The organism is Endozoicomonas sp. GU-1 (assembly GCF_027366395.1).
Classification (GTDB): domain Bacteria; phylum Pseudomonadota; class Gammaproteobacteria; order Pseudomonadales; family Endozoicomonadaceae; genus Endozoicomonas.
In genome coordinates, this window is sequence record NZ_CP114771.1 from 1,663,474 (window position 1) to 1,683,120 (window position 19,647).

Below are 19,647 nucleotides of genomic sequence, written 5' to 3' on the forward strand. Positions count from 1 at the left end.
AAACGCACGACATAAGCCGTGCTATTAATAGAGCCCTATCAACATCAACACTAAAGCCACATTAGCCTTAGTGAATGCCTGCTGCTTCTGCGCTTTCAGCATCAGCTATCTCAGAGGATGAGATAACCTGCTTTGGCAGTCGCTCAATGACTTTGTTCAGGTTATTAAGTGACTGGAGGTGCAGGTAAATCAGCTCCAGACCATCATTGGCCATCAGGGCTGACAGTTCTTCAGCAGGAATACCTTTGAGCTTTTCACGATTAATGGTTTTAAATCCGGTCAGGGTCCGCTCTTCCTGGCCTGGCAGGGTGAATTTCGCCCCCATTTCTTCCAACAGACCCAGCTCGTTCAATTTTTTGCAAAACAACTGGGTACGTTGATACTGAGCCTGATAGTCCTGCAGAAAGCTCAAAACTTTCTCAAGGTACTGGGTTTGCTCACCCTCTGCATCAAACAGGCGTTCTCCTCGCCCGTCCTGATTACAACCGGCATAAGCTTCATCCAAACACAGCGTCAGCGTTTTTCCACCATCAGAGGTCGCAAAAACAAACGGATAGCGACGAATAAACGCAGGCACATAGGGGGCTTTCCATTGCCCCTCTTGGTCAACATAGGCGTTTTCACCTGCACGAACGCCCATCACAACCACTGGAACAACATCGTCGCCTTTGCCTGCAAAGACAATCGCGTAGTCCTGAGACGCTTTTGGAAACTCGACCGCCATCAAAGGTACTGAGTTAACCTCTTTGGCAAAGTCATAATTGTTTTCAGCCTTGATAGACCAGTCAGAATGACGTTTTTTATTGACGGCTTCTACCTGTCCATAAATCAACAGTTGAACACTCATTTATTATTACCTCATTCCCTTACATTAGAATTCAGCCACCAAAGGCCAGCAACGCATTTGTGTCCGTTGGTAAACTAACACCATTCAACAACCGGTTTATAGCCTCAATATCCGCTTCAGAGAGGCTACCCGCCGCACGTTTGAGGCGCAGATGATTCATCAGATAATCATAACGGGCAGCAGAGAAGTCACTTCTGGCAATAAACAACTCCCGTTCACTATCCAGCACGCTGCCACTGGAGATCACGCCAGATTCAAATGCCGTGCGTTTACCCTCTGCCGCCTTCTCATAAGTTTCCACGGATTTTTGTAATGCATTGACCTTACTGATGGAACTGACAATCCCCATATAGGCTGCCTGAGCTTCTCGGGCCACCTGGCGAAGAGCCAGCTCTAATTCATCCTGAGCTTGGTAATGACGATTAATGGACTCACGCACTTTTGATGAAACCGCACCACCAGAATAAATTGGCAAGGTCATTTGCAAGAGGAGATCCCGGGAATCCACTTCACTCCCGCCACCAAACAGTGAACCGCCGGTTTCCTTGGTGCTCTGGGTGACTACAAGATCAAAAGTTGGATAATGACCGCCTTTCTGGCGGCGCACTTCCTGCCAGGCTACGTCGACAGAACTCTGTCTGGACAAAACCGCCGGGTTATTTGCCTGAGCATTATCCACCCAGCTTTTCATCGTAGAAGGGTCAGGGCGTTGCAAAGCCAGATTCTGGCCAAGAGCATTCAAGTTATCTGGCAACTTGCCAGAAATCTCCTTTAAGCCCTGCAGCGCATCATGGAGATTGTTCGCTATTTCAATCTGACGGGCCTGAGCCTGCATGTAACGTGCTTCGGCATCCAGTAAATCGGTGCTATTAGCAAGGCCATTGGCAAATTCCCGATCCACCAGGCGGAAATGTCTCTCAAGCGCCTTTACTTCAGCTTCAATTGCCTGATAACTGTCGCTTTCTCGTAATACCGTAAAATAAGCGGCAGCTACTCTCATCACCAGATCCTGGCGCACATTCTCCAGGTCAGCAGCAACCTTCCTCACTTCGGCCTTTGCCTGTTTGAAGTAGGCCCAATTGCTGTAGCTGTAGATAGATTGGGTCAGTGAAAGGTTTTGCTCATCGGTGGGAAACGAAGTACTGCCTTTTGCGTAAACCGTATTGTCTGAACTGACAATATCCTGTTTTGATTTTGTTTTGCTGTACTCAAACTGGAGGCTTGGTAATAAAACCGCACGAGCCTGTGTGTATATTTCTTTGGAAGCTTCGTGCTCAAACATCCCTGCCCGATACACCGGGTCATGATCAAGCGCCTGTTTATACACATCAAGCAAATCAGCAGCCTGAGAATATAAAGGCACTATAATTAACCATGACACTGTAAGGAAAAACCTTTTCAGAAACGCAGGCTTGATACTGGGTGACATGTTCACGACCCCCTCCTTGAGCGGTGACATTTCGACGAACACCCTTATAGGGTATATACGTACTTGCTTTTTACTGATATTTTACTTTTCCGTTGATTAAAAAATAAATGGCAAGCACTTTCAAGAAGAAATGTGCAACGGTTAACAAAAGAATACCCTTAGTTTAACCATGGGTTTCTAAAAAAAAATCAGCCGTATAGAAGCGAATGCCAATGGATGAACAAGCAGTTTCTGACTCCGAAAAAATACGACAAGACAATAGCCAGCTCAGTCACCAGACATCGGCTGACTATTATAAGAAGTGGCTGCTTGGTCAGAACTATATTATTGACGGACTGCATTGCAGCCTGATCCTGGTTCAAGCTGATAACGTGCTCTTCAACGTGGCCTCCTGCCAAAAGAGCTCAACTTATTTCCCAAGGCTGGAAGCACTGGCCAGCCAACTCTCCCATTGGGATCAACCACAAATCAGTACACTGCACAGTGATGGGAGCAGTAGCGAAACATTTGCTCTCCTCTACCCGGTACAATCCAATGATCTATCTCTTCCTAACCAGCGCCCTGTAGCGTTGGTCGCCATTGCACTGCAAGCCAACTCTCAGGAAGCATTGCAAAAAGCGATGGCATCACTTCAATGGAGTACCGCGGGGCTTGAGATTATTGATTATCAGCACCGCTTTGACGCGCTGAATTTTGAACAGAAATGCACTTCTGACCGGGTCAACATTCTCGCCAGAGTGCTATCGGAACCAAGTTATTCTGCAGCAGCCATAGGGCTGGTCACAGAGCTGGCCACTCTTTTTAATTGTGATCGAGTCAGTCTGGGTGAATACCATAACCATCACACGACGTTGAAGTACCTGTCCCACAACACACAGTTTGGCAAAAAAATGAACCTGGTTCGTGCCATTGAACAGGTCATGAATGAATCTATCGATCAGGATCGCCCTATTCGATTCCCCCAAACAGAAAACAATAAGTCAGCACTGACGCTTGCCCATAAAGCACTGTCCGGGCTACAGGGCGATGCCTGCATATTATCAATACCTGTATATTCCGACCATAAAGTGACTGGTGCCATTGTTCTTGAAACCAGTCCTGCCTGCCCTTTTACCGATGAACAGGTAACGCTTTGCCAGAGTATTATCAGTCTCATCAGCCCTTCTCTGAACGACAAACGTCAGAATGATCTTTCACTGTGGCAAAAAGCGGTTGACTCCTGGAAAACTCAGTTTAAACGACTTACAGGGCCAAATTACCCGGGAAGAAAACTGGCCGCTCTGTTGTTAGTCGTCCTTTCTCTATTCTTTACCTTTGCAACCGGCACCTATCGCTTATCAACCCAGGCCAGAATTGAAAGCTCAGCTCAGCGAGCTATTGTGGCACCTTATGATGGCTATATAGAGAGCACCCATGCCCGCGCTGGTGATACAGTCAATTCGGGAGATACGCTCATCAGCCTTGATGAGCGGGATCTGCGGCTGGAAAAACTGAAATGGCTATCAGAACAGGCAAAGCTTAATCGCCAGTATCAGGAAGCCCTGGCATTCAGGGACCGGGCAAAAATCAATATCATCACGGCACAGCTTCAACAGGCTGAAGCGCAACTGGAGCTGGTCAATAGCCAGTTAATGAGAGCCAACCTGACCGCCCCCTTTGATGGTCTGGTCATCAGCGGCGACCTTGATCAGCGACTTGGCAGCTCAGTCACCAAAGGAGAGGTTTTATTATCGGTATCTGAACTGGATGAATACCGCATAAAAATGTTGGTACCGGAAAATAGAATTGCTGATATTCAGCCTGGACAAGAAGGCACTGCTCATCTTTCAGCCCTGCCGGAAACACCTTTTGATTTTACCCTTAGCAAAGTCACACCGTTAACCGAAGCATTGGATGGTTCTACCTACTTTATCGTTGAGGGTGAGTTCTTATCCGACACCAGTCTGATACAGCCTGGAATGGAAGGCATTGGCAAAATTACTGTTGATGAGCGGAATCTTCTGGGCATCTGGCTAAGGGAATCCCGGGAGTGGCTTCAGCTTAAACTATGGGCCTGGTGGGGTTGAGGTAACGGATGTCAGGATCACTGTTCAGCAGCTCATGGTATAAGGTGGCAGACCTTAAAGTCCGGCTCAGAAAGCATGCCCATATCCACCGCCATGTGTATCGGGACAACGTCTGGTATGTTCTTCAGGATCATGTGACAGGCCAGTTCCATCGCTTCAAGCCTGCAGCCTATCAGATGATTGCCCTGATGGATGGCACTCGTACTCTTCAACAGATTTGGGAAATAGCCTGCGAAGAGCTGGGAGACAATCTACCCACTCAGGATGAGGTTATCCAGCTGGTGGGCCAGCTCAACAAAGCTAACGTCATTCAAACGGACAAACTGCCCGATATTGATCAATTACAAAAACAACGATCAAAAGTTATCCGTAACCAGTGGCTGCAACAGATTAAATCTCCCCTGAGCATACGAATACCACTGGTAGACCCGGAAGCATTTCTTTCTGCAACATCACCTATTGCCACAGCCATCTTCAGCCGTTTAGGTGCCATTTTCTTTTTATTCATTATTTTACTGGGTGGAGTACTGGCCATCACTCACTGGGAACCCCTGACAGAAAATCTCAGCGACCGCTTACTGGCTACAGAAAACCTGTTGCTGATGGCTCTTGTCTACCCCTTTGTAAAACTCATTCATGAGTTAGGGCATGCCTACGCCGTTAAGCGCTGGGGCGGTGAAGTACACGAGATGGGGGTTATGCTACTGGTCATGTTTCCAGTGCCTTATGTTGATGCATCCGCAGCGTGTTCTTTTCATAACAAATATCAACGAATGATCGTGGGTGCCGTTGGTATTCTTGGCGAACTGCTGATGTCAGCTATTGCCATGATAATCTGGGCCAGTGTTGAACCGGGTGTCGTGCGTGCTCTGGCTTTCAATGTGATGTTGATTGGCGGTTTCTCTACCCTGCTCTTCAATGGCAACCCATTGCTGCGCTTCGATGCCTATTATGTTCTGGCTGATTACCTTGAAATACCCAACCTTGCCGCCAGAGGGAATGCTCAGCTGGGTTATCTGGTGAAGCAATACCTGTTGAAGGTTCAGGGCTTAAAATCCGTCACCCAAAGCCGTTCAGAATCCATCTGGCTAGTTGGTTATGCTGTTTTATCCTACATATACCGACTGTTCGTGATGGTGGCTATTTCGCTACTGGTTGCTTCCAAATATCTTTTTATTGGTGTTTTACTGGCCTGCTGGTCTATCTGGAGCAGCTTGTTAGCACCCATTACCAAAATGATTGCCAAACCAGTCTCTGACCCTCAGCTCTGGCATAAAAGAAAAGCCATTTACCTATATTCCTGCATCTGCGCTGGCCTTGTTTTATCACTATTGCTGATGATCCCGATGCCCTATCAAACCTATAGCCAAGGTGTCGTTTATATCCCGCAAGAAGCCATCATCCGGGCTCCGGCTAATGGATTTATTGAAAAGCAGTGGGCAGAAACGGGTTCTGAAGTATCTGCCGGTGATTCCATTTTCACTATGGACGCCCCTGAACTTATGGCCCGGGAGAAAGTGTTAACCGCCCAGGCCAGTGAAGCCAGGTTGAGATACCAGGCCGCGATTGATGACCGGACTCAGTCCGACATCCTCTCCCAGGAAGTGCAATTTATTAATAATGAACTCCTGGAAGCCAGAGAGCGTATCCGCGCACTGACTATTAACGGAGTGACCGATGGTGAGTTAGTGGTTATTGATCGTTCAGGCATTGATGGCAAGTACTTTCAACGTGGTGATGTACTGGGTTACATTGTCAATTACGACCACTTACCTTTAACTACGGTGATTTCTGAGAGTGATATCGATCAGGTCAGAAATCAAACCAAACAGGTTTCCCTGAAGTTTAGCTCTTCTCCAAATCAGGAATACCACGCCGAGATTATCAGGCAACATCCTTCATCAACCCACATTCTTCCAAGTCATACATTATCAACGGAAGGTGGTGGCCTCATCGCTCTTGCTCCAGATCGAGAATATGAACTGCAAAGTTATCAGGGTTACTTCCGGGTCGATATTGAAGCTGAAAATGCCCCCCGCCAGCGCTTTGATGAGCGCCTGCATGTGCTTTTTGAACATGACCCTGAGCCACTATTCTGGCGGTGGTATCGAGATATAAGACGGCTATTCCTGAGGCAATTTGATGTTTAAGCTTCCACAACGACGACCGGCTTCAACACTGGACCGCCCTCAGAAATCCATTCCCGGGCAGCAGATGTCAGCACGAATCTGGCGCTGGATAATGTCAATGGTTCTGCGCCCTGTTCAGGCTCAGGTTTGGATGTACAACCCTCTCCTCTGGAAAATAAAAAGCTATCAGTCTGGTTTATCTGCGCTTTCTGATTCAGAACTGAACAACGAAATCCATATCCTTAAATCAGCATTGCAGAAGAAAGGACTCACTCACACTTCAGTAACCAAAGCATTTGCAGTTATACGAGAAGTTTCTGGTCGTGAGTTGGGTATGTATCATTTTGATTCCCAGTTGCTGGGGGGGCTTGCCATTATCTATGGCAACATTGGCCAGATGCAGACAGGTGAAGGCAAAACACTGACTGCCACATTACCCGTTGCTGCCTCAGCTCTTGCAGGCATTCCATCCTATCTTGTAACGGTTAACGACTACTTAACACAGCGCGATGCTGAACTGATGATGCCGGTGTATCAACGGCTGGGGCTTAGTGTTGGTGTTATTATTCAGGGGCTGCAAACCAGTGAACGACAGTCGCAATATGCCTGCGATATTGTTTATTGCACTAACAATGAACTGGCTTTTGATTATTTGAAAGACAGCATCATTCTGAAAGGCAAAAACAGCTCGCTTAATCTTCATGCGCAGAAACTGCTTAACCCTTCCAGTAAACATAAAACCACTGATATAGACGGACTAATGCTGCGCGGCCTCCACTTTGCCGTCGTGGATGAAGCAGACAGCGTTTTACTGGATGAAGCCCGCACACCACTGATTATCTCAGGAGAAGAAGCTCCCATCGCTGCCCAGCAGGAAGTCTATGCTCAAGCCATGACGATCGTTACTGAACTGTGTGAAGGTAAAGACTACAACATCTGGAAAGATCGACGCCATATCGAACTCACTCCTTCCGGTGAAGAGCAAATAGCCCATCTCACTAAAAACCTCGGGGCGCTCTGGAAAGGACGGGTACGCCGGTTAGAACTTATCAGACAGGCCTTAACGGCCTGGCATCTCTTCGAACGCGATAAACAGTATTTGATTGACGACTCAATGGAACAACGAAAGGTCGTTATTATCGATGAGCACACAGGCAGGATGATGCCGGATCGCACCTGGGAGCAAGGACTGCATCAGCTGATCGAAATAAAAGAAAACTGCCCTTTATCAGCCCCCAGAGAAACCTTGGCGAGCATCAGCTTTCAAAACTTTTTCCGTCACTTTCATCACCTGTCGGGTATGACTGGAACCACCAGTCATGTACGCAGTGAACTATGGCGGGTTTACAATCTGCCAGTAGTCAATATTCCCACCCACAAAACCAGTCGGAGACAATTTCTCCACTATAGAATCTTTCAGAAAGAGCAGCAAAAATGGCAGGCTGTGCTATCCCGGGTTAGAACCTTGAGAGCAAAAAATCGCCCCGTATTGATTGGCACCTTATCTCTGGCCGACTCTGAGCAGCTGAGCCAGTACATGGACGAAGCGGACATTGATCATCAGGTTCTCAATGCCCGACAGGATAAGTTTGAAGCGGATATCGTTGCCAAAGCCGGTGCGCCCGGCACGATCACTATTGCCACCAGCATGGCTGGGCGGGGCACTGATATTAAGATCGACGATGCCACAAACGACAACGGAGGTCTTCATGTCATTATTACCGGCTTGCACGAATCATCACGTATCGACCGGCAGCTGATTGGCCGTTGTGCACGCCGGGGTGACCGGGGAAGTTATGAACTCCTGTTATCCCTTGAAGACTCTCTTTTGAGTTCAAAATGGTCTGGGATACTGCAACAACTGTTCAATCTTCCACTCCCAATATTTCTGAAAAACTGGTGTGCATTAATGACTTTCCGTTATTGCCAGAGCCAGTTTGAACACAAACATGAACGAGCCCGTAAACACTTACTACGCAGTGACGAGCATCAACGGGAACTTCTTTCATTTGCCAATTCTCGGGTATGAATTCCATGACCAGCACTAAACGTCAAATCTCCACCATTATTTCTGCACTGCTTTTATCCTCCTGCGCTCAGGTCATATTCGCACAGAACAGCACAACCGATTTCGGTCAGCTTAGCTGCCTTCTGGAGCCCGGTAAAAGTTCAGATTTGAGCAGCGAAGTGCCCGGTATCATTCGTGACCTGAAGGTGCAACGGGGCGACACCGTCAAAAAAGGTCAGGTGCTTATGGTTTTGAATTCAGATATCGAACAGGCAACCCTGAAAACGGCGAGAGCTCGACTGGATTTTGCTGAGCGTAAACTGCAACGTAATGAAGCTCTTTACAAAGATAAGCTGATCTCTGACCACGAGCAGGATGAACTGTTGACCGAAAAAAGGCTTGCCAGACTGCAGGCCGAGGAAGCACTTGTCCGACTGCGCCAGCGGGAAGTTCGCAGCCCTTTTTCCGGCGTCATTACCGATGTTGTTAAAGAGCCGGGGGAATATATCGACGACTCTCATTTTCTACAGGTGGTAAGTCTCGACCCACTGCATGCCCAGGTCATTTTTCAGGCAGATCTTTACGGACACATCAAAAAAGATACCCCCATAACGTTGTTTACCAAAGGTTCTGAGCAAGGATTCACAGCTCGGATAAAAACTCTTGACCCTATTATTGATGCGGCCAGTGATACCTTTGGTATCACCGTTGAGGTCAACAATGAACAACAGCAACTCGTTGCAGGTTCACGGTGTCGTATAGAAATTTCAGCAATACCGAGTGGCATTCAATGATTCTTTGCTTTGATAGAAAATCAAAATGCATCGGTATCCTAATGTTCAATACTATCATGGCCATGAGAACCAATTATGCTATCTGCTAATTCAACCCCAAAAAAATTCGATGATTTATTCCAGCGACTCGACACAAAGAAATTTTTTCATGGCTGTTGCAGCATCCAGTCTGTATTCCATAAAGAACGATCTATTAAGTTGAAGCCCGGCCAAGTCATAGACCGCAGAATACTGATGGGTTTTGCAAAAGAGCAGAAAACCATTGAGGAGTGGTCTTTATTTTTAAAATTTCTCAATGTCCCGCAGGAGGTCACACGTCAAATCCTCAACAATATTCAAAATGCAGACACACTTTTATTTGGAATAGAGGAGATGGATGATAAAGCAACATTAAAAGTATATTTGGAATACTGGGACTTTCTTGTTTCCCTCATTCAACAAGGTAAACATGATCGGCAACCTTTTGCCCTGAATCGTGGATATAAATGGGAAGCTGACAGTTCAGAACATTGGAAGGAAGATATTTACTGGTGTTACCCGCTTTTAACACTGACTGAAATACATAACCGCATAAAATCGCTCACAGTTATTAATGATGCGATTTTCAAATACTTCCTGAACCCTGTACTTTTTCAAAACCGATCTTTGGCAGGGTCACAGCTCATTTATCTTGAAGTTATCGGGAAAGACAATGCAAGACAATCCTTTGATATCAATTGCTATAAGGGACAGTTATCAGTGGCAGATGCATTACCCTTCCTCCTGGAACTGGCTCAGCAATGGCATATTAGAAATGACTTGTTAAAAGTGCTGCCCAAATACAGTACACGCTCTCTCGGGCATATTTCTGGAGGATTGGGGCGAGATAATCAGCCTTTTCTCTCCATATATGTCGAAGATTGATTACTTTACTCCTCACATATTGATATGTGCCAAAACCTTCCACATCAAATTTGAGTAGATTTTATTCACCGATCGCTAACTTCACTGCCTTTTGCGCATGTATTTCTGTTGTGTCATACAGTGGTATGGCCGTCTGGGTCTGTTGAACCAACAAGGCAATTTCAGTACAACCGAGAATTACTGCCTCAGCCCCTTGGTTATGCAGGCTGCTAATGATCTTCAAATATTGGTTGCGGGAAGCGCTGTTGGTCTGACCAAGACAGAGTTCTGTGTACATAACCTGATGGACTACCTCCCGTTCAGCTTCATCCGGAATAACAACGTCTATACCAAACTTGTCCGACAAACGATTTTTATAAAACGCTTGCTCCATGGTGAAGCGAGTGCCCAATAAACCAACCCGTTTTATACCATCTTTAACGAGAAGCTCGCCGGTTGCATCAGCAATATGCACCAGAGGAATGGCAACGGATTTTTCAACAGCCTCTGCCACTTTATGCATGGTGTTAGTGCAAATTAAAAAGAAATCAGCCCCCACCTGCTTCAACAGAACGAGCCGCAGCGGACAGGATCTCTGCTGTTTTATCCCACTCACCCTGGTGCTGAAGCTTCTCAATTTCAGCAAAATCGACACTGTAAAGGGCGACCTTGGCTGAATGTAACCCCCCAAGAGATGTCTTAACGCCTTTATTAATTCCCTTGTAGTAGCTTAGAGTTGACTCCCAGCTCATTCCACCAATCAATCCTATCGTTTTCATTATTAATATTTACTGATATAACCAGAGAGATTCTGCACAAACTCCGCAAAAAAAAGTATAAAAGTTCGTCCGCAGTCCCGAGAGCCTATCAAATGAGAATTCTGAAACCTCCAACGCGACCTCTGGAAAATTGTAAACTAACATACTGATACTGAAATACAAAAAAAGTGGAGGACTCGAAGGGCCAATTCCTCCACTTTTTCTGAGAGGAAAGAGAAAACGGCAAAAATGGGAGGAAAATAACTTGTTTATGGGGAGTGCGAAAACTCCAGTGGGGTGCCTTTAATCCTTTGTTTACAGAGTCTTTTTGCTGACACCTATCAGCAAGGCAAACTTCGCCTGAATCAAGCCTACCTTCTCACGAATTGCTCTTACTTCAACCTCTGGAAACCCAGTCACTCTTGCAGCTGGCTTTTTACCTTCTCGAATATCATCCAGCTCCTGAACGCTGGCCAGCAGCTCATCAAACATTGACTTATCCAGCAGACCAGAAGTAGTTGAAATTGACCATTCATAAGGCTATATGTAACCACCCTAACATTGGCCCTGTCTCTTAATGAGCGATTATACAAATGTCCAAAAAGCCAACACTGACTGAACTGAAGAAACAGTTAAGGAAAAAGAGCCAGAATGAATTGGTCGAAGAAATTGCCCATCTCTATAAGAAATTTGCCAACGTAAAAGAATTCTACCAAGCCTCATTCTTTAATGACGATTCCGCAGTGTTGGAAAAATACAAAAAGATCGTCAGGGATGAATACATACCATCGGGGCGCAGGCAATTCCCCTCCATGAGAGCATCCGTTGCCAGAAAAGCGATCTCAGATTACAAGAAAATATCCTGTTCTAATGCTGGTCTTGCCGACATCATGCTCACATTTGTGGAATCTGGCGTCTGGTGCACCAAGGAGTATGGTGATATTGATGAACCTTTTTATTGCAGTATGGAAAGCATGTATGAAAGTGCCATCAAATTCATTGTCAAAGAAGATCTCTTTCATGATTTTGATGACCGATTGCGTAGCATCTTAAGAGATACTCATGGCATGGGCTGGGGATTCCATGACATGCTATCAGAAACATACGACACCTATGCCATCAGCGCTGATTGACGAGTCATGGCGTGCTTTCTACTTTAGCCTAATCGAGTTCAAACTTTTCAGGCAATATCACAGAGAATCCGCTGGCTTCGCTATTGTTAATGGCCATCGGATTTCCTTTTCTTTAATCAGGGAAGCGGCATCCACTGCACTTGAATATCTCCAATATCTTTCTATAATTTGTCATACAATGTATAACAATGTAAGACATACTTAACTTATGGAGAGTGAAAAATGAAGCAGGAAATGCTCAGCGCCCGTATCGATCACGATACCAAGGCTGCCTTTACTAATATCTGCGAAGCCGTTGGTTTAAGTACTTCTCAAGCCATTAAGCTCTTTGCCAAAGCGGTCATCAATCACGGTGGCATCCCGTTTGAAGTGCGAGTTCAGCAGCCCAATAAAACCTCGGTGGCAGCAATGAAAGAACTTGATGAAGGCAAAGGCCACAGCGCCGTATCTGTCAGCGCCTTAATGAATGAGCTGACTGATGGCAAGGTAAGTGATGTATAGCCTGGAATATTCCAATCAGTTCAAGAAGGACTTTAAAAAGATCACCAGACTGGCCATTGCAGATATTATTACCGTAGGTCATGTTATTGGTACTTTACAGCAAGCCCAAACGCTGGATGCCCGTTAAGTAGCTGGCCATATGGAATCATATATTTCTGGCTACTTGGGCAGGTGCTATGCGAGGCACAACGGAGGGAGCATAGCCGTAGCTATGTGACCGGAGTTGTAACGAAGCACGACTGCATGGATGCAGGAGCTAGAGCAACGCAGGAGCAGTTGCCGGGAGTGCCTGAACAAGGAGTCAGAAATATATGATTTCATATGGTTAGCTACTTATGTAGATCATGCATTGGTTGGCGACTGGCTCAGCTTACGGGACTGCCATATCAAACCCGATTTGTTACTGATCTACCGCATTCACGACAGAAAATTGCAATTGGCTCGCATTGGTTCTCACAGTGACTTATTTTAGGGGTTAAACAGTCAGTAATCGCAGGGTAAGAAGGTACTGGTCACTCTCAGCCCGCAAAGCCACTAAAAAGCCATTTCTCACCTGATTTCTCGGAAGGCCTCAGACCAAAGTTTTCAGAGAGGAGAGAGAAAAGTAAGAAAAACGGGGGAAAATAGCTTTGAAAACGAAAGACCACAAACCACAGCATCATGTGTTTAACCCTTTGTTTACAGGCCCTATAAACGACAAAACCCTCACGACATATATCGTAAGGGCTAAGTTGTATGGCGGACCGGACGGGACTCGAACCCGCGACCTCCGGCGTGACAGGCCGGCATTCTAACCAACTGAACTACCGGTCCGCTGTCTAGTTTCTAGTATCCAGATACTAGTTTCTAGTTGGTGGGTGATGACGGGATCGAACCGCCGACCCTCTGCTTGTAAGGCAGATGCTCTCCCAGCTGAGCTAATCACCCAAATTGTTTACTCTATTTACCCGCTTCTCAACGCAGGCATAAAATGGCGGACCGGACGGGACTCGAACCCGCGACCTCCGGCGTGACAGGCCGGCATTCTAACCGACTGAACTACCGGTCCGCTATCTAGTTTCTAGTATCCAGATACTAGTTTCTAGGTGGTGGGTGATGACGGGATCGAACCGCCGACCCTCTGCTTGTAAGGCAGATGCTCTCCCAGCTGAGCTAATCACCCAAATTTTTTTGCTCTGTTTACCTGCTTCTCAACACAGGCATAAAATGGCGGACCGGACGGGACTCGAACCCGCGACCTCCGGCGTGACAGGCCGGCATTCTAACCAACTGAACTACCGGTCCGCTGTCTAGTTTCTAGTATCCAGATACTAGTTTCTAGCTGGTGGGTGATGACGGGATCGAACCGCCGACCCTCTGCTTGTAAGGCAGATGCTCTCCCAGCTGAGCTAATCACCCAATTTTTTTGCTCTGTTTACCTGCTTCTCAACGCAGGCATAAAATGGCGGACCGGACGGGACTCGAACCCGCGACCTCCGGCGTGACAGGCCGGCATTCTAACCAACTGAACTACCGGTCCGCTGAAACTTTTCAATCATCCCAGCACTGTCATCAGTACTGAGGGAGGGAGACTTTACCAGAACTCTCCCCGATATCAAGTCCCACTCAGGACTTGTTAACATCAACAACGCAATAGAAATGGCGGACCAGACGGGACTCGAACCCGCGACCTCCGGCGTGACAGGCCGGCATTCTAACCAACTGAACTACCGGTCCGCTGTCTAGTTTCCAGTATCTTGATACTAGTTTCTAGCTGGTGGGTGATGACGGGATCGAACCGCCGACCCTCTGCTTGTAAGGCAGATGCTCTCCCAGCTGAGCTAATCACCCTGAACTCTTATCAAAGAGATTGTTGAGAACTTTACTTTGTTCTCTCAAGCTTCCCGAGAGCGCTTCTCAACAACGCGGCGAATTATAAGCAGCTAACCTGTTGATACGCAACAGTTATTAAAAACTTTTTTTTATACCCTCTGTTTCTTTATCAACATCAATAACTAATTTACGGCCAGGTTTTGTTAACATGTGCTTTCCATCACAGCCTTGAGCCCATACTTGGAAGTGCAGCCCGACCATATGGGAGAACAGGGAGGGACAACAGGGATGGGACGATATGGAAAGCGGCCAAACTTCCGACCAATCAGGATTCTGAAACGATCATGTGGTTTAAAAATCTTATCTTTTACCGGTTTACCCAGCCATTCAAAACGTCCGTTGACGACCTTGAAGAGCAACTCCGCCAGAAACGCTTTCGCAGCTGCGGCAGTCAGGATATGAGCACCTATGGCTGGGTTCCTCCGTTGGGCAAACAGGGTGAACTGCTGACCCATGCCGGCAATGGGTTCGTTATGATCACCGCCCGCAAGGAAGAGAAAATTCTTCCCGCCAGCGTGATCAATGAAGCACTGGAAGAAAAAGTTGAACAGATTGAACAGGAACAGGACCGCCAGGTTTTCAGCAAAGAGAAGAAAGCATTAAAAGACGATGTACTGATGGAACTGCTGCCCAAAGCATTCAGCCGCAGCCAGAACACCTTTGCTTATATTGATCCGGCAAAAGGCTGGCTGGTGGTGGATGCCTCTTCATTCAAGAAAGCTGAAGAGCTGACTTCCTGTCTGCGTGAATGCCTTGGCAGTCTGCCGATTATTAACCCACCACTGAAAAACATGCCATCCCATGCCATGACACGCTGGCTGGCCCAGGAGATCCCCATGCCTGACAAGCTGGTGCTCGGTGATGAGTGTGAACTGCGTGAGCCCGGCGATGAAGGGGGACAGGTAAAAGTCAGTAAACAGGAATTGATTGGTGAAGAGGTTGAGGTTCATCTTCAGGCAGGAAAACAGGTCAGCAAAATGGCGCTAATATGGAATGATGCCCTGAGCTTTGTGCTTGGTGATGATCTGGTCATTCGTAAACTGAAGTTCACCGACTCCGTTCAGGAACAGCTAGATGAAGTCAACGCTGAAACGGCGGCCGAACAGTTTGACGCAGACTTCGCCATCATGACGCTGACGCTGCAACAAATGCTGGATGAACTGGTGGAAAACCTTGGCGGAATAAGCGAAGAAGCACTGGAAAGACAGGAGGTGGCCAACTTCTCAGTGGAAATCCCGGAAAAAGAGACCGTTTAAGCGGTTGACCTGAAAAGCGCACGACGGTTAGAGAGTTTCCCTCTGTGCGCTTGATGATTTTTGCCTGTGAATTGCCTGCTGGTTTTGACGACAGCCAACGCTAACAAGTAGCAAAAGCGACCCCCTCAACCATTCCCTGTTCTTTTCCGGACGCTACCGAGAAGCTGTTTTAGTTTTGGCACATCAAATTCTCTGCTGTCGGAAGGGAAGCCGCTGATAAAAATATTGTCTTCGCTGAAATCTGATCCGATGGCGTGTTGGAAATTACGCTTTATCTGCGCCTTAACCCCGCTAGCAAGATCCTGATAAAAAGAGGGACTCGACTTTCTTGCTTCACTGCGAATACTCGCAATAGCGTTATCCATTTTGGTGTAAACGAAATAGAGTGGGATACCCGCTTCTTTCACCTGACTTATCATAGTAGCAAGAGCATCAGAACGTACGGTGTTGAAACAATGAGGAACAATCACCGCATCATAGGCGAGGAGGCCTGAACGTTTGGCCATTGCCTCCGGGTTATGATCTGCCTTGATCTCTGGTAGTTCACACAAATAAACAGGTGTCTTATTTAGCCGGTAGCGCTGGGTATCCCGTTGTTTGGAACACACAACGGTTTCCCGGGCTGCGTCGGTCGCATTAGCATCCACTTCACGCAGAAGATTAATCAAAGTCGATTTTCCCCCGCAGTCGGCCCCCAGAAACCCTATGTTGATGCACCGGGGGAAATTAACCGGTGACCCGGGATCAGACTTCAGATCAACATCGTGACCGGCAGCAGGTTTTGAGCGGTCAGTATTCTCGACCATTACCGATGGCTCGCCCGTCACAGGAGACTGGCCAGCTATTGGTATTGAAACCGACCGTTGGTACAGGTCAATGGTGGATGGCTGACTTTCCCCGCCGGTGCTGAACAGTTTTTTTTTGACTGCTGATAATCCCGCTACAACCCGGCCGCAAAAATAGCTGATCAGGCGCAACGGTTGTTTCAGGACGTAAGCGACAGCACTGCCGATTGCAGCTGCTCCATCGTACAAACAATTCATTATTTACCTCCTGATTCAGCTGCTATCTCGATACCAATCCGGGCGATAGAATGGCCCCACTTATTTTTTTGACCACAGGATCAATATAAAGTTCAGAAAAGATAGCACGAGCATTCCAGGAGACTGAGTCCGGGAATGCGAGTGGAGGATCAAGATTTGGTGAGACGAAATCAGTGCATTAAACCAAACAGCTTGCCGCGATAACGCTTGGCGATCGGATTACCCTGCCCCAGCTGATCAAACACCTGCAACATCAGCAGCCTGGCACCGTCTTTACGGAATTCACGGTCCCGACGAACAATCGTCAGCAAATTCTCCAGCGCCTCTTCATTCTGGTCAGCAATCACCAACCGGATCGCCAGCTGGTAGCGAGCCTCATGATCATTGTCATTGTCCACCAGCCGGGCTGCCAATTCATTCCGGGCAGGGGCATCCGCAACCATTTCGTAGAAGGCCAGTTTGGCTTTCGGTTGGGCAATGCCTTCTGCATCGGCGGGGAGCACCGCCATCAACTGCCGGGCTTCGTCGATACGCCCCAGTTCCAGCAGCAGGTTTACCTGCAACACTTGCAGGGCATGGTTATCAGGCTCATCCTGCAAAATGTTCTGGAGCAACTCCAGTGCCCGGCCAGCCTCGCCTTCAGCCATCAGCGCTTCAACCTGCTGGCGAATCATTTCTGCCGGACTCATGGTCAAGGGATCCAGCACTTCACGCAGCTGCTCTTCTGACTGGGGCCCACTGAACACCTTAACCGGTCTTCCCTGGTGCAAAACCACCTGTCCGGGTAATGCTCTTACCTGCAATTGACTCACCAGCTGCTGCGCCAGCATCTGCTCGGTTTCTGCGGCCACTTTCGCCAGTATCAGCTTACCCTGGTAAGCAGCAGCCAATGCTTCCAGAACACCCAGTTGCGCCGAACAGGCCGGATCACTCTGCATACCTATATAGAGAAGCACGGGCTGATCGGCGGATTGCTGGAGCACTTCCTGAATATTCGCTTCTGTTACATCCACCACGAAGCTTTGCTCATTCATCACATTTGCCACCTTGAAATTCTGCTGGGATCAGGGCCTTTGCAGCAGCAATGACCACTAAACGATGAGGCAATAATAATGATACTTTCAACTGACGATAAGGCCTTTGTCAGCATTTTTAACCCGCTGTTTTTTTTACACCCGGTTCCGTCTGAAGCAATGTGATTAAACACTTCGCCGCAAGCCAGCGGAGAACAGACCCGGCAGCACAAACTTTTTCTTTAAGAATATCTTGGAATTAACAGTACTTTGTATTACCAGACTTCAAGCCGACATCGCGATCATTACTTTACCCACAGAATCTGTGGATAAGTTTGTGGATGATCACTCACAACCCGTCACAAAGACCGATGTTTACTACCCCCTTATTAAACTGGTTATTTTTTGATCTATTTTTTTCCTATATTTTTCATGCACTTAGGATAAGTACTTACAAAATCAGTCACTTATGGCAGCGAAAAAAAATACACGTCAATCGCTTGACATTTGTGCATAAAAAATTTTGCCAGCCCCCTCGAACAAGAGCCATAAGCCCTCCGCCGAAAACTCCGGGATGATGTCTAAATAACAAACAGTTATTAATGAACCCGATCCGAGCTGGGCAGGTTCCCGATCTGCAGAGTGGTTTTGCTGCTTTTTCCTGTACAGCGAACATGGGTTATTTGCTATGATTTCGACCCTTACCTCCCAGCGTCGGGTAGAGCTGTATCACCATCATGGGTGATAAATCGACATTACCAAACAGAATACAGAACAGGTAGCCGCAATGAGTCTTGCTGATAAGGTCCTGGCCGTTAACAACGATCTCCCGATTCGCACCGACCTTCCTATTCACTCCGGCAAGGTACGCTCCGTTTACTGGCTGACCGAAGCGGACAGCCGACGACTGATCAACGAACAAGGCTATGATGTCGCTGCCGATGCACCACTGGCCATTATGGTTATTTCTGACCGAATCAGTGCCTTTGACTGTATCTGGCATGGTGAGGGGGGGCTGAACGGTGTCCCTGGCAAAGGCGCAGCGCTGAATGCGATCTCGAACCACTGGTTCAATCTCTTCAAACAACATGGCCTGGCGGACAGCCATATCCTGGCGATCCCTCACCCACTGGTCTGGATTGTCCAGAAAGCGCAACCGGTAATGATTGAAGCCATCGGTCGTCAGTATATTACCGGCTCAATGTGGCGGGCCTACAGCAAAGGGGAGCGCGAGTTCTGCGGTATACGACTGCCGGAAGGGCTGGAGAAAGATCAACCATTGCCGGGGCTACTGATTACCCCATCAACCAAGGGGGTGTTAACAGGCATTCCCGGAGTCCCTGAAGCGGATGACGTCAATATTACCCGCAAGGACCTGGAAGATAATTACAGGGCTTTCAATTTTCGCCATCCTGACGATATTGACCGCTACGAAACCCTGCTTCAGGAAGGCTTCACGGTTATCAGCCAGTCCCTGACCGCCCTGGACCAGATGTTTGTTGATACCAAATTTGAGTTTGGTTACGTCACCGATGCCCGTGGACAGGAAAAGCTGATTTATATGGATGAGGTTGGCACGCCGGACTCTTCCAGAATCTGGGACGGTGAAGCCTATCGTCAGGGCGAGGTGATTGAAAATTCAAAAGAGAGCTTCCGGCAGTTTCTGCTTAATCACTTCCCTGAGCCTGATATCCTGCTGAATAAGGAGCGAATGCCGGAGCGGGAAGCCCTTGCCAGAGATCACGCACTGCCGGAAAGCGCATTAATGGACCTTTCCAGAACTTACACAGCGATTGCTGAAAAGATTACCGGAAAGCCTCTGAAACTCTCTGACAACCCCAAGGTCGAGATGATTGAAATTCTGGATAAGGAATATGGTTTGATCGATGCCAGATAAACCATAAAAGGAACAACTG

18 protein-coding genes and 9 tRNA genes are annotated in these 19,647 nt (G+C 47.5%); 11 read left to right on the plus strand and 16 right to left on the minus strand.

Annotated features, from left to right (window positions below):
• Nucleotides 1-67: 67 nt before the first annotated feature.
• Both O3276_RS06635 and O3276_RS06640 read right to left on the minus strand, forming a co-directional pair.
• The gene (locus O3276_RS06635) at nt 68-847 is read right to left on the minus strand and encodes a SapC family protein (protein WP_269674933.1); all 780 of its coding nucleotides are present in this window, start codon (nt 845-847) and stop codon (nt 68-70) included.
• 31 nt (nt 848-878) lie between these two features.
• Nucleotides 879-2,210, minus strand: a complete 1,332-nt coding sequence (locus O3276_RS06640; protein ID WP_269674934.1) for a TolC family outer membrane protein — start codon at nt 2,208-2,210, stop codon at nt 879-881.
• Between the two features lie 278 nt (nt 2,211-2,488).
• On the opposite strand from O3276_RS06640, the gene O3276_RS06645 reads away from it, so the two are divergent.
• From O3276_RS06645 to O3276_RS06665, 5 genes are all read left to right on the plus strand, one after another.
• Entirely contained in the window at nt 2,489-4,342 is a 1,854-nt protein-coding gene (locus O3276_RS06645; RefSeq protein WP_269674935.1) for a GAF domain-containing protein, read from the plus strand.
• An 8-nt stretch (nt 4,343-4,350) separates the two neighbouring features.
• Nucleotides 4,351-6,492: an efflux RND transporter periplasmic adaptor subunit gene (locus O3276_RS06650; protein ID WP_269674936.1), complete on the plus strand. Its 2,142-nt coding sequence runs from the start codon at nt 4,351-4,353 to the stop codon at nt 6,490-6,492.
• Nucleotides 6,485-8,500: a preprotein translocase subunit SecA gene (locus O3276_RS06655; protein ID WP_269674937.1), complete on the plus strand. Its 2,016-nt coding sequence runs from the start codon at nt 6,485-6,487 to the stop codon at nt 8,498-8,500. Before O3276_RS06650 ends, O3276_RS06655 begins: the two co-directional genes overlap by 8 nt.
• A 5-nt stretch (nt 8,501-8,505) precedes the next feature.
• A complete protein-coding gene (locus O3276_RS06660) occupies nt 8,506-9,273 on the plus strand; it encodes an efflux RND transporter periplasmic adaptor subunit (protein ID WP_269674938.1) in 768 nt (255 codons plus the stop codon).
• A 75-nt stretch (nt 9,274-9,348) separates the two neighbouring features.
• Entirely contained in the window at nt 9,349-10,176 is an 828-nt protein-coding gene (locus O3276_RS06665; RefSeq protein ID WP_269674939.1) for a hypothetical protein, read from the plus strand.
• 61 nt (nt 10,177-10,237) lie between these two features.
• On the opposite strand, the gene O3276_RS06670 is transcribed toward O3276_RS06665, so the two are convergent.
• The 3 genes from O3276_RS06670 to O3276_RS06675 form a co-directional block, all read right to left on the minus strand.
• Nucleotides 10,238-10,723 (minus strand): aspartate/glutamate racemase family protein, encoded by a 486-nt coding sequence (locus O3276_RS06670; RefSeq protein WP_442876567.1) that lies wholly within the window; start codon nt 10,721-10,723, stop codon nt 10,238-10,240.
• Nucleotides 10,704-10,907 carry an aspartate/glutamate racemase family protein gene (locus tag O3276_RS25440; RefSeq protein WP_332328309.1) on the minus strand — a complete coding sequence of 68 codons (204 nt, stop codon included), beginning with the start codon at nt 10,905-10,907 and terminating at the stop codon, nt 10,704-10,706. Before O3276_RS25440 ends, O3276_RS06670 begins: the two co-directional genes overlap by 20 nt.
• Before the next feature lie 321 nt (nt 10,908-11,228).
• Nucleotides 11,229-11,405, minus strand: a complete 177-nt coding sequence (locus O3276_RS06675; RefSeq protein WP_269674940.1) for a helix-turn-helix domain-containing protein — start codon at nt 11,403-11,405, stop codon at nt 11,229-11,231.
• A 101-nt stretch (nt 11,406-11,506) separates the two neighbouring features.
• Here O3276_RS06675 and O3276_RS06680 point away from each other — a divergent pair, with 101 nt between their 5' ends.
• The 4 genes from O3276_RS06680 to O3276_RS25675 all read left to right on the plus strand — a co-directional run bounded on the left by O3276_RS06680 (nt 11,507) and on the right by O3276_RS25675 (nt 13,019).
• A complete protein-coding gene (locus tag O3276_RS06680; protein ID WP_269674941.1) occupies nt 11,507-12,046 on the plus strand; it encodes a DUF6155 family protein in 540 nt (179 codons plus the stop codon).
• 222 nt (nt 12,047-12,268) lie between these two features.
• Nucleotides 12,269-12,547, plus strand: coding sequence for a type II toxin-antitoxin system RelB/DinJ family antitoxin (locus tag O3276_RS06685; protein WP_269674942.1), 279 nt, complete (start codon nt 12,269-12,271; stop codon nt 12,545-12,547).
• Nucleotides 12,540-12,674: a hypothetical protein gene (locus O3276_RS06690; protein ID WP_269674943.1), complete on the plus strand. Its 135-nt coding sequence runs from the start codon at nt 12,540-12,542 to the stop codon at nt 12,672-12,674. The genes O3276_RS06685 and O3276_RS06690 overlap by 8 nt, the downstream gene beginning before the upstream one ends.
• A gap of 120 nt (nt 12,675-12,794) precedes the next feature.
• Nucleotides 12,795-13,019 carry a type II toxin-antitoxin system YafQ family toxin gene (locus O3276_RS25675; RefSeq protein WP_269674944.1) on the plus strand — a complete coding sequence of 75 codons (225 nt, stop codon included), beginning with the start codon at nt 12,795-12,797 and terminating at the stop codon, nt 13,017-13,019.
• 264 nt (nt 13,020-13,283) lie between these two features.
• On the opposite strand, the gene O3276_RS06700 is transcribed toward O3276_RS25675, so the two are convergent.
• The 9 genes from O3276_RS06700 to O3276_RS06740 form a co-directional block, all read right to left on the minus strand.
• Nucleotides 13,284-13,360, minus strand: a tRNA-Asp gene (locus O3276_RS06700).
• A gap of 38 nt (nt 13,361-13,398) precedes the next feature.
• Nucleotides 13,399-13,474, minus strand: a tRNA-Val gene (locus tag O3276_RS06705).
• A 44-nt stretch (nt 13,475-13,518) separates the two neighbouring features.
• Nucleotides 13,519-13,595: transfer RNA gene (locus tag O3276_RS06710), tRNA-Asp, on the minus strand.
• Between the two features lie 38 nt (nt 13,596-13,633).
• Nucleotides 13,634-13,709, minus strand: a tRNA-Val gene (locus O3276_RS06715).
• A 45-nt stretch (nt 13,710-13,754) separates the two neighbouring features.
• Nucleotides 13,755-13,831: transfer RNA gene (locus O3276_RS06720), tRNA-Asp, on the minus strand.
• Nucleotides 13,832-13,869: 38 nt separating this feature from the next.
• Nucleotides 13,870-13,945 (minus strand) — tRNA-Val (locus O3276_RS06725).
• Nucleotides 13,946-13,989: 44 nt separating this feature from the next.
• A tRNA-Asp gene (locus tag O3276_RS06730) sits at nt 13,990-14,066 on the minus strand.
• Nucleotides 14,067-14,186: 120 nt separating this feature from the next.
• A tRNA-Asp gene (locus O3276_RS06735) sits at nt 14,187-14,263 on the minus strand.
• A 38-nt stretch (nt 14,264-14,301) separates the two neighbouring features.
• Nucleotides 14,302-14,377, minus strand: a tRNA-Val gene (locus O3276_RS06740).
• Between the two features lie 326 nt (nt 14,378-14,703).
• Here O3276_RS06740 and rdgC point away from each other — a divergent pair.
• Entirely contained in the window at nt 14,704-15,675 is a 972-nt protein-coding gene (gene rdgC, locus O3276_RS06745) for a recombination-associated protein RdgC (protein WP_269674945.1), read from the plus strand.
• A 125-nt stretch (nt 15,676-15,800) separates the two neighbouring features.
• On the opposite strand, the gene O3276_RS06750 is transcribed toward rdgC, so the two are convergent.
• Together O3276_RS06750 and O3276_RS06755 are read right to left on the minus strand one after the other, a co-directional pair.
• A complete protein-coding gene (locus O3276_RS06750; RefSeq protein ID WP_269674946.1) occupies nt 15,801-16,718 on the minus strand; it encodes a P-loop NTPase family protein in 918 nt (305 codons plus the stop codon).
• 170 nt (nt 16,719-16,888) lie between these two features.
• Nucleotides 16,889-17,752, minus strand: a complete 864-nt coding sequence (locus O3276_RS06755; protein ID WP_269674947.1) for a tetratricopeptide repeat protein — start codon at nt 17,750-17,752, stop codon at nt 16,889-16,891.
• A 766-nt stretch (nt 17,753-18,518) separates the two neighbouring features.
• Here O3276_RS06755 and O3276_RS06760 point away from each other — a divergent pair.
• Nucleotides 18,519-19,628 (plus strand): phosphoribosylaminoimidazolesuccinocarboxamide synthase, encoded by a 1,110-nt coding sequence (locus tag O3276_RS06760; protein ID WP_269674948.1) that lies wholly within the window; start codon nt 18,519-18,521, stop codon nt 19,626-19,628.
• Nucleotides 19,629-19,647 lie beyond the last annotated feature (19 nt).

What these genes read in the sequence shown, in the direction of transcription:
- O3276_RS06635 (WP_269674933.1), bottom strand. Translation starts at nt 847, where the DNA reads ATGAGTGTTCAACTGTTGATTTATGGACAGGTAGAAGCCGTCAATAAA.
- O3276_RS06645 (WP_269674935.1), top strand. Translation starts at nt 2,489, where the DNA reads ATGGATGAACAAGCAGTTTCTGACTCCGAAAAAATACGACAAGACAAT.
- O3276_RS06650 (WP_269674936.1), top strand. Translation starts at nt 4,351, where the DNA reads ATGTCAGGATCACTGTTCAGCAGCTCATGGTATAAGGTGGCAGACCTT.
- O3276_RS06655 (WP_269674937.1), top strand. Translation starts at nt 6,485, where the DNA reads ATGTTTAAGCTTCCACAACGACGACCGGCTTCAACACTGGACCGCCCT.
- O3276_RS06660 (WP_269674938.1), top strand. Translation starts at nt 8,506, where the DNA reads ATGACCAGCACTAAACGTCAAATCTCCACCATTATTTCTGCACTGCTT.
- O3276_RS06665 (WP_269674939.1), top strand. Translation starts at nt 9,349, where the DNA reads ATGCTATCTGCTAATTCAACCCCAAAAAAATTCGATGATTTATTCCAG.
- O3276_RS25440 (WP_332328309.1), bottom strand. Translation starts at nt 10,907, where the DNA reads ATGAGCTGGGAGTCAACTCTAAGCTACTACAAGGGAATTAATAAAGGC.
- O3276_RS06675 (WP_269674940.1), bottom strand. Translation starts at nt 11,405, where the DNA reads ATGTTTGATGAGCTGCTGGCCAGCGTTCAGGAGCTGGATGATATTCGA.
- O3276_RS06680 (WP_269674941.1), top strand. Translation starts at nt 11,507, where the DNA reads ATGTCCAAAAAGCCAACACTGACTGAACTGAAGAAACAGTTAAGGAAA.
- O3276_RS06685 (WP_269674942.1), top strand. Translation starts at nt 12,269, where the DNA reads ATGAAGCAGGAAATGCTCAGCGCCCGTATCGATCACGATACCAAGGCT.
- O3276_RS06690 (WP_269674943.1), top strand. Translation starts at nt 12,540, where the DNA reads ATGTATAGCCTGGAATATTCCAATCAGTTCAAGAAGGACTTTAAAAAG.
- O3276_RS25675 (WP_269674944.1), top strand. Translation starts at nt 12,795, where the DNA reads ATGCAGGAGCTAGAGCAACGCAGGAGCAGTTGCCGGGAGTGCCTGAAC.
- rdgC (WP_269674945.1), top strand. Translation starts at nt 14,704, where the DNA reads ATGTGGTTTAAAAATCTTATCTTTTACCGGTTTACCCAGCCATTCAAA.
- O3276_RS06750 (WP_269674946.1), bottom strand. Translation starts at nt 16,718, where the DNA reads ATGAATTGTTTGTACGATGGAGCAGCTGCAATCGGCAGTGCTGTCGCT.
- O3276_RS06755 (WP_269674947.1), bottom strand. Translation starts at nt 17,752, where the DNA reads ATGAATGAGCAAAGCTTCGTGGTGGATGTAACAGAAGCGAATATTCAG.
- O3276_RS06760 (WP_269674948.1), top strand. Translation starts at nt 18,519, where the DNA reads ATGAGTCTTGCTGATAAGGTCCTGGCCGTTAACAACGATCTCCCGATT.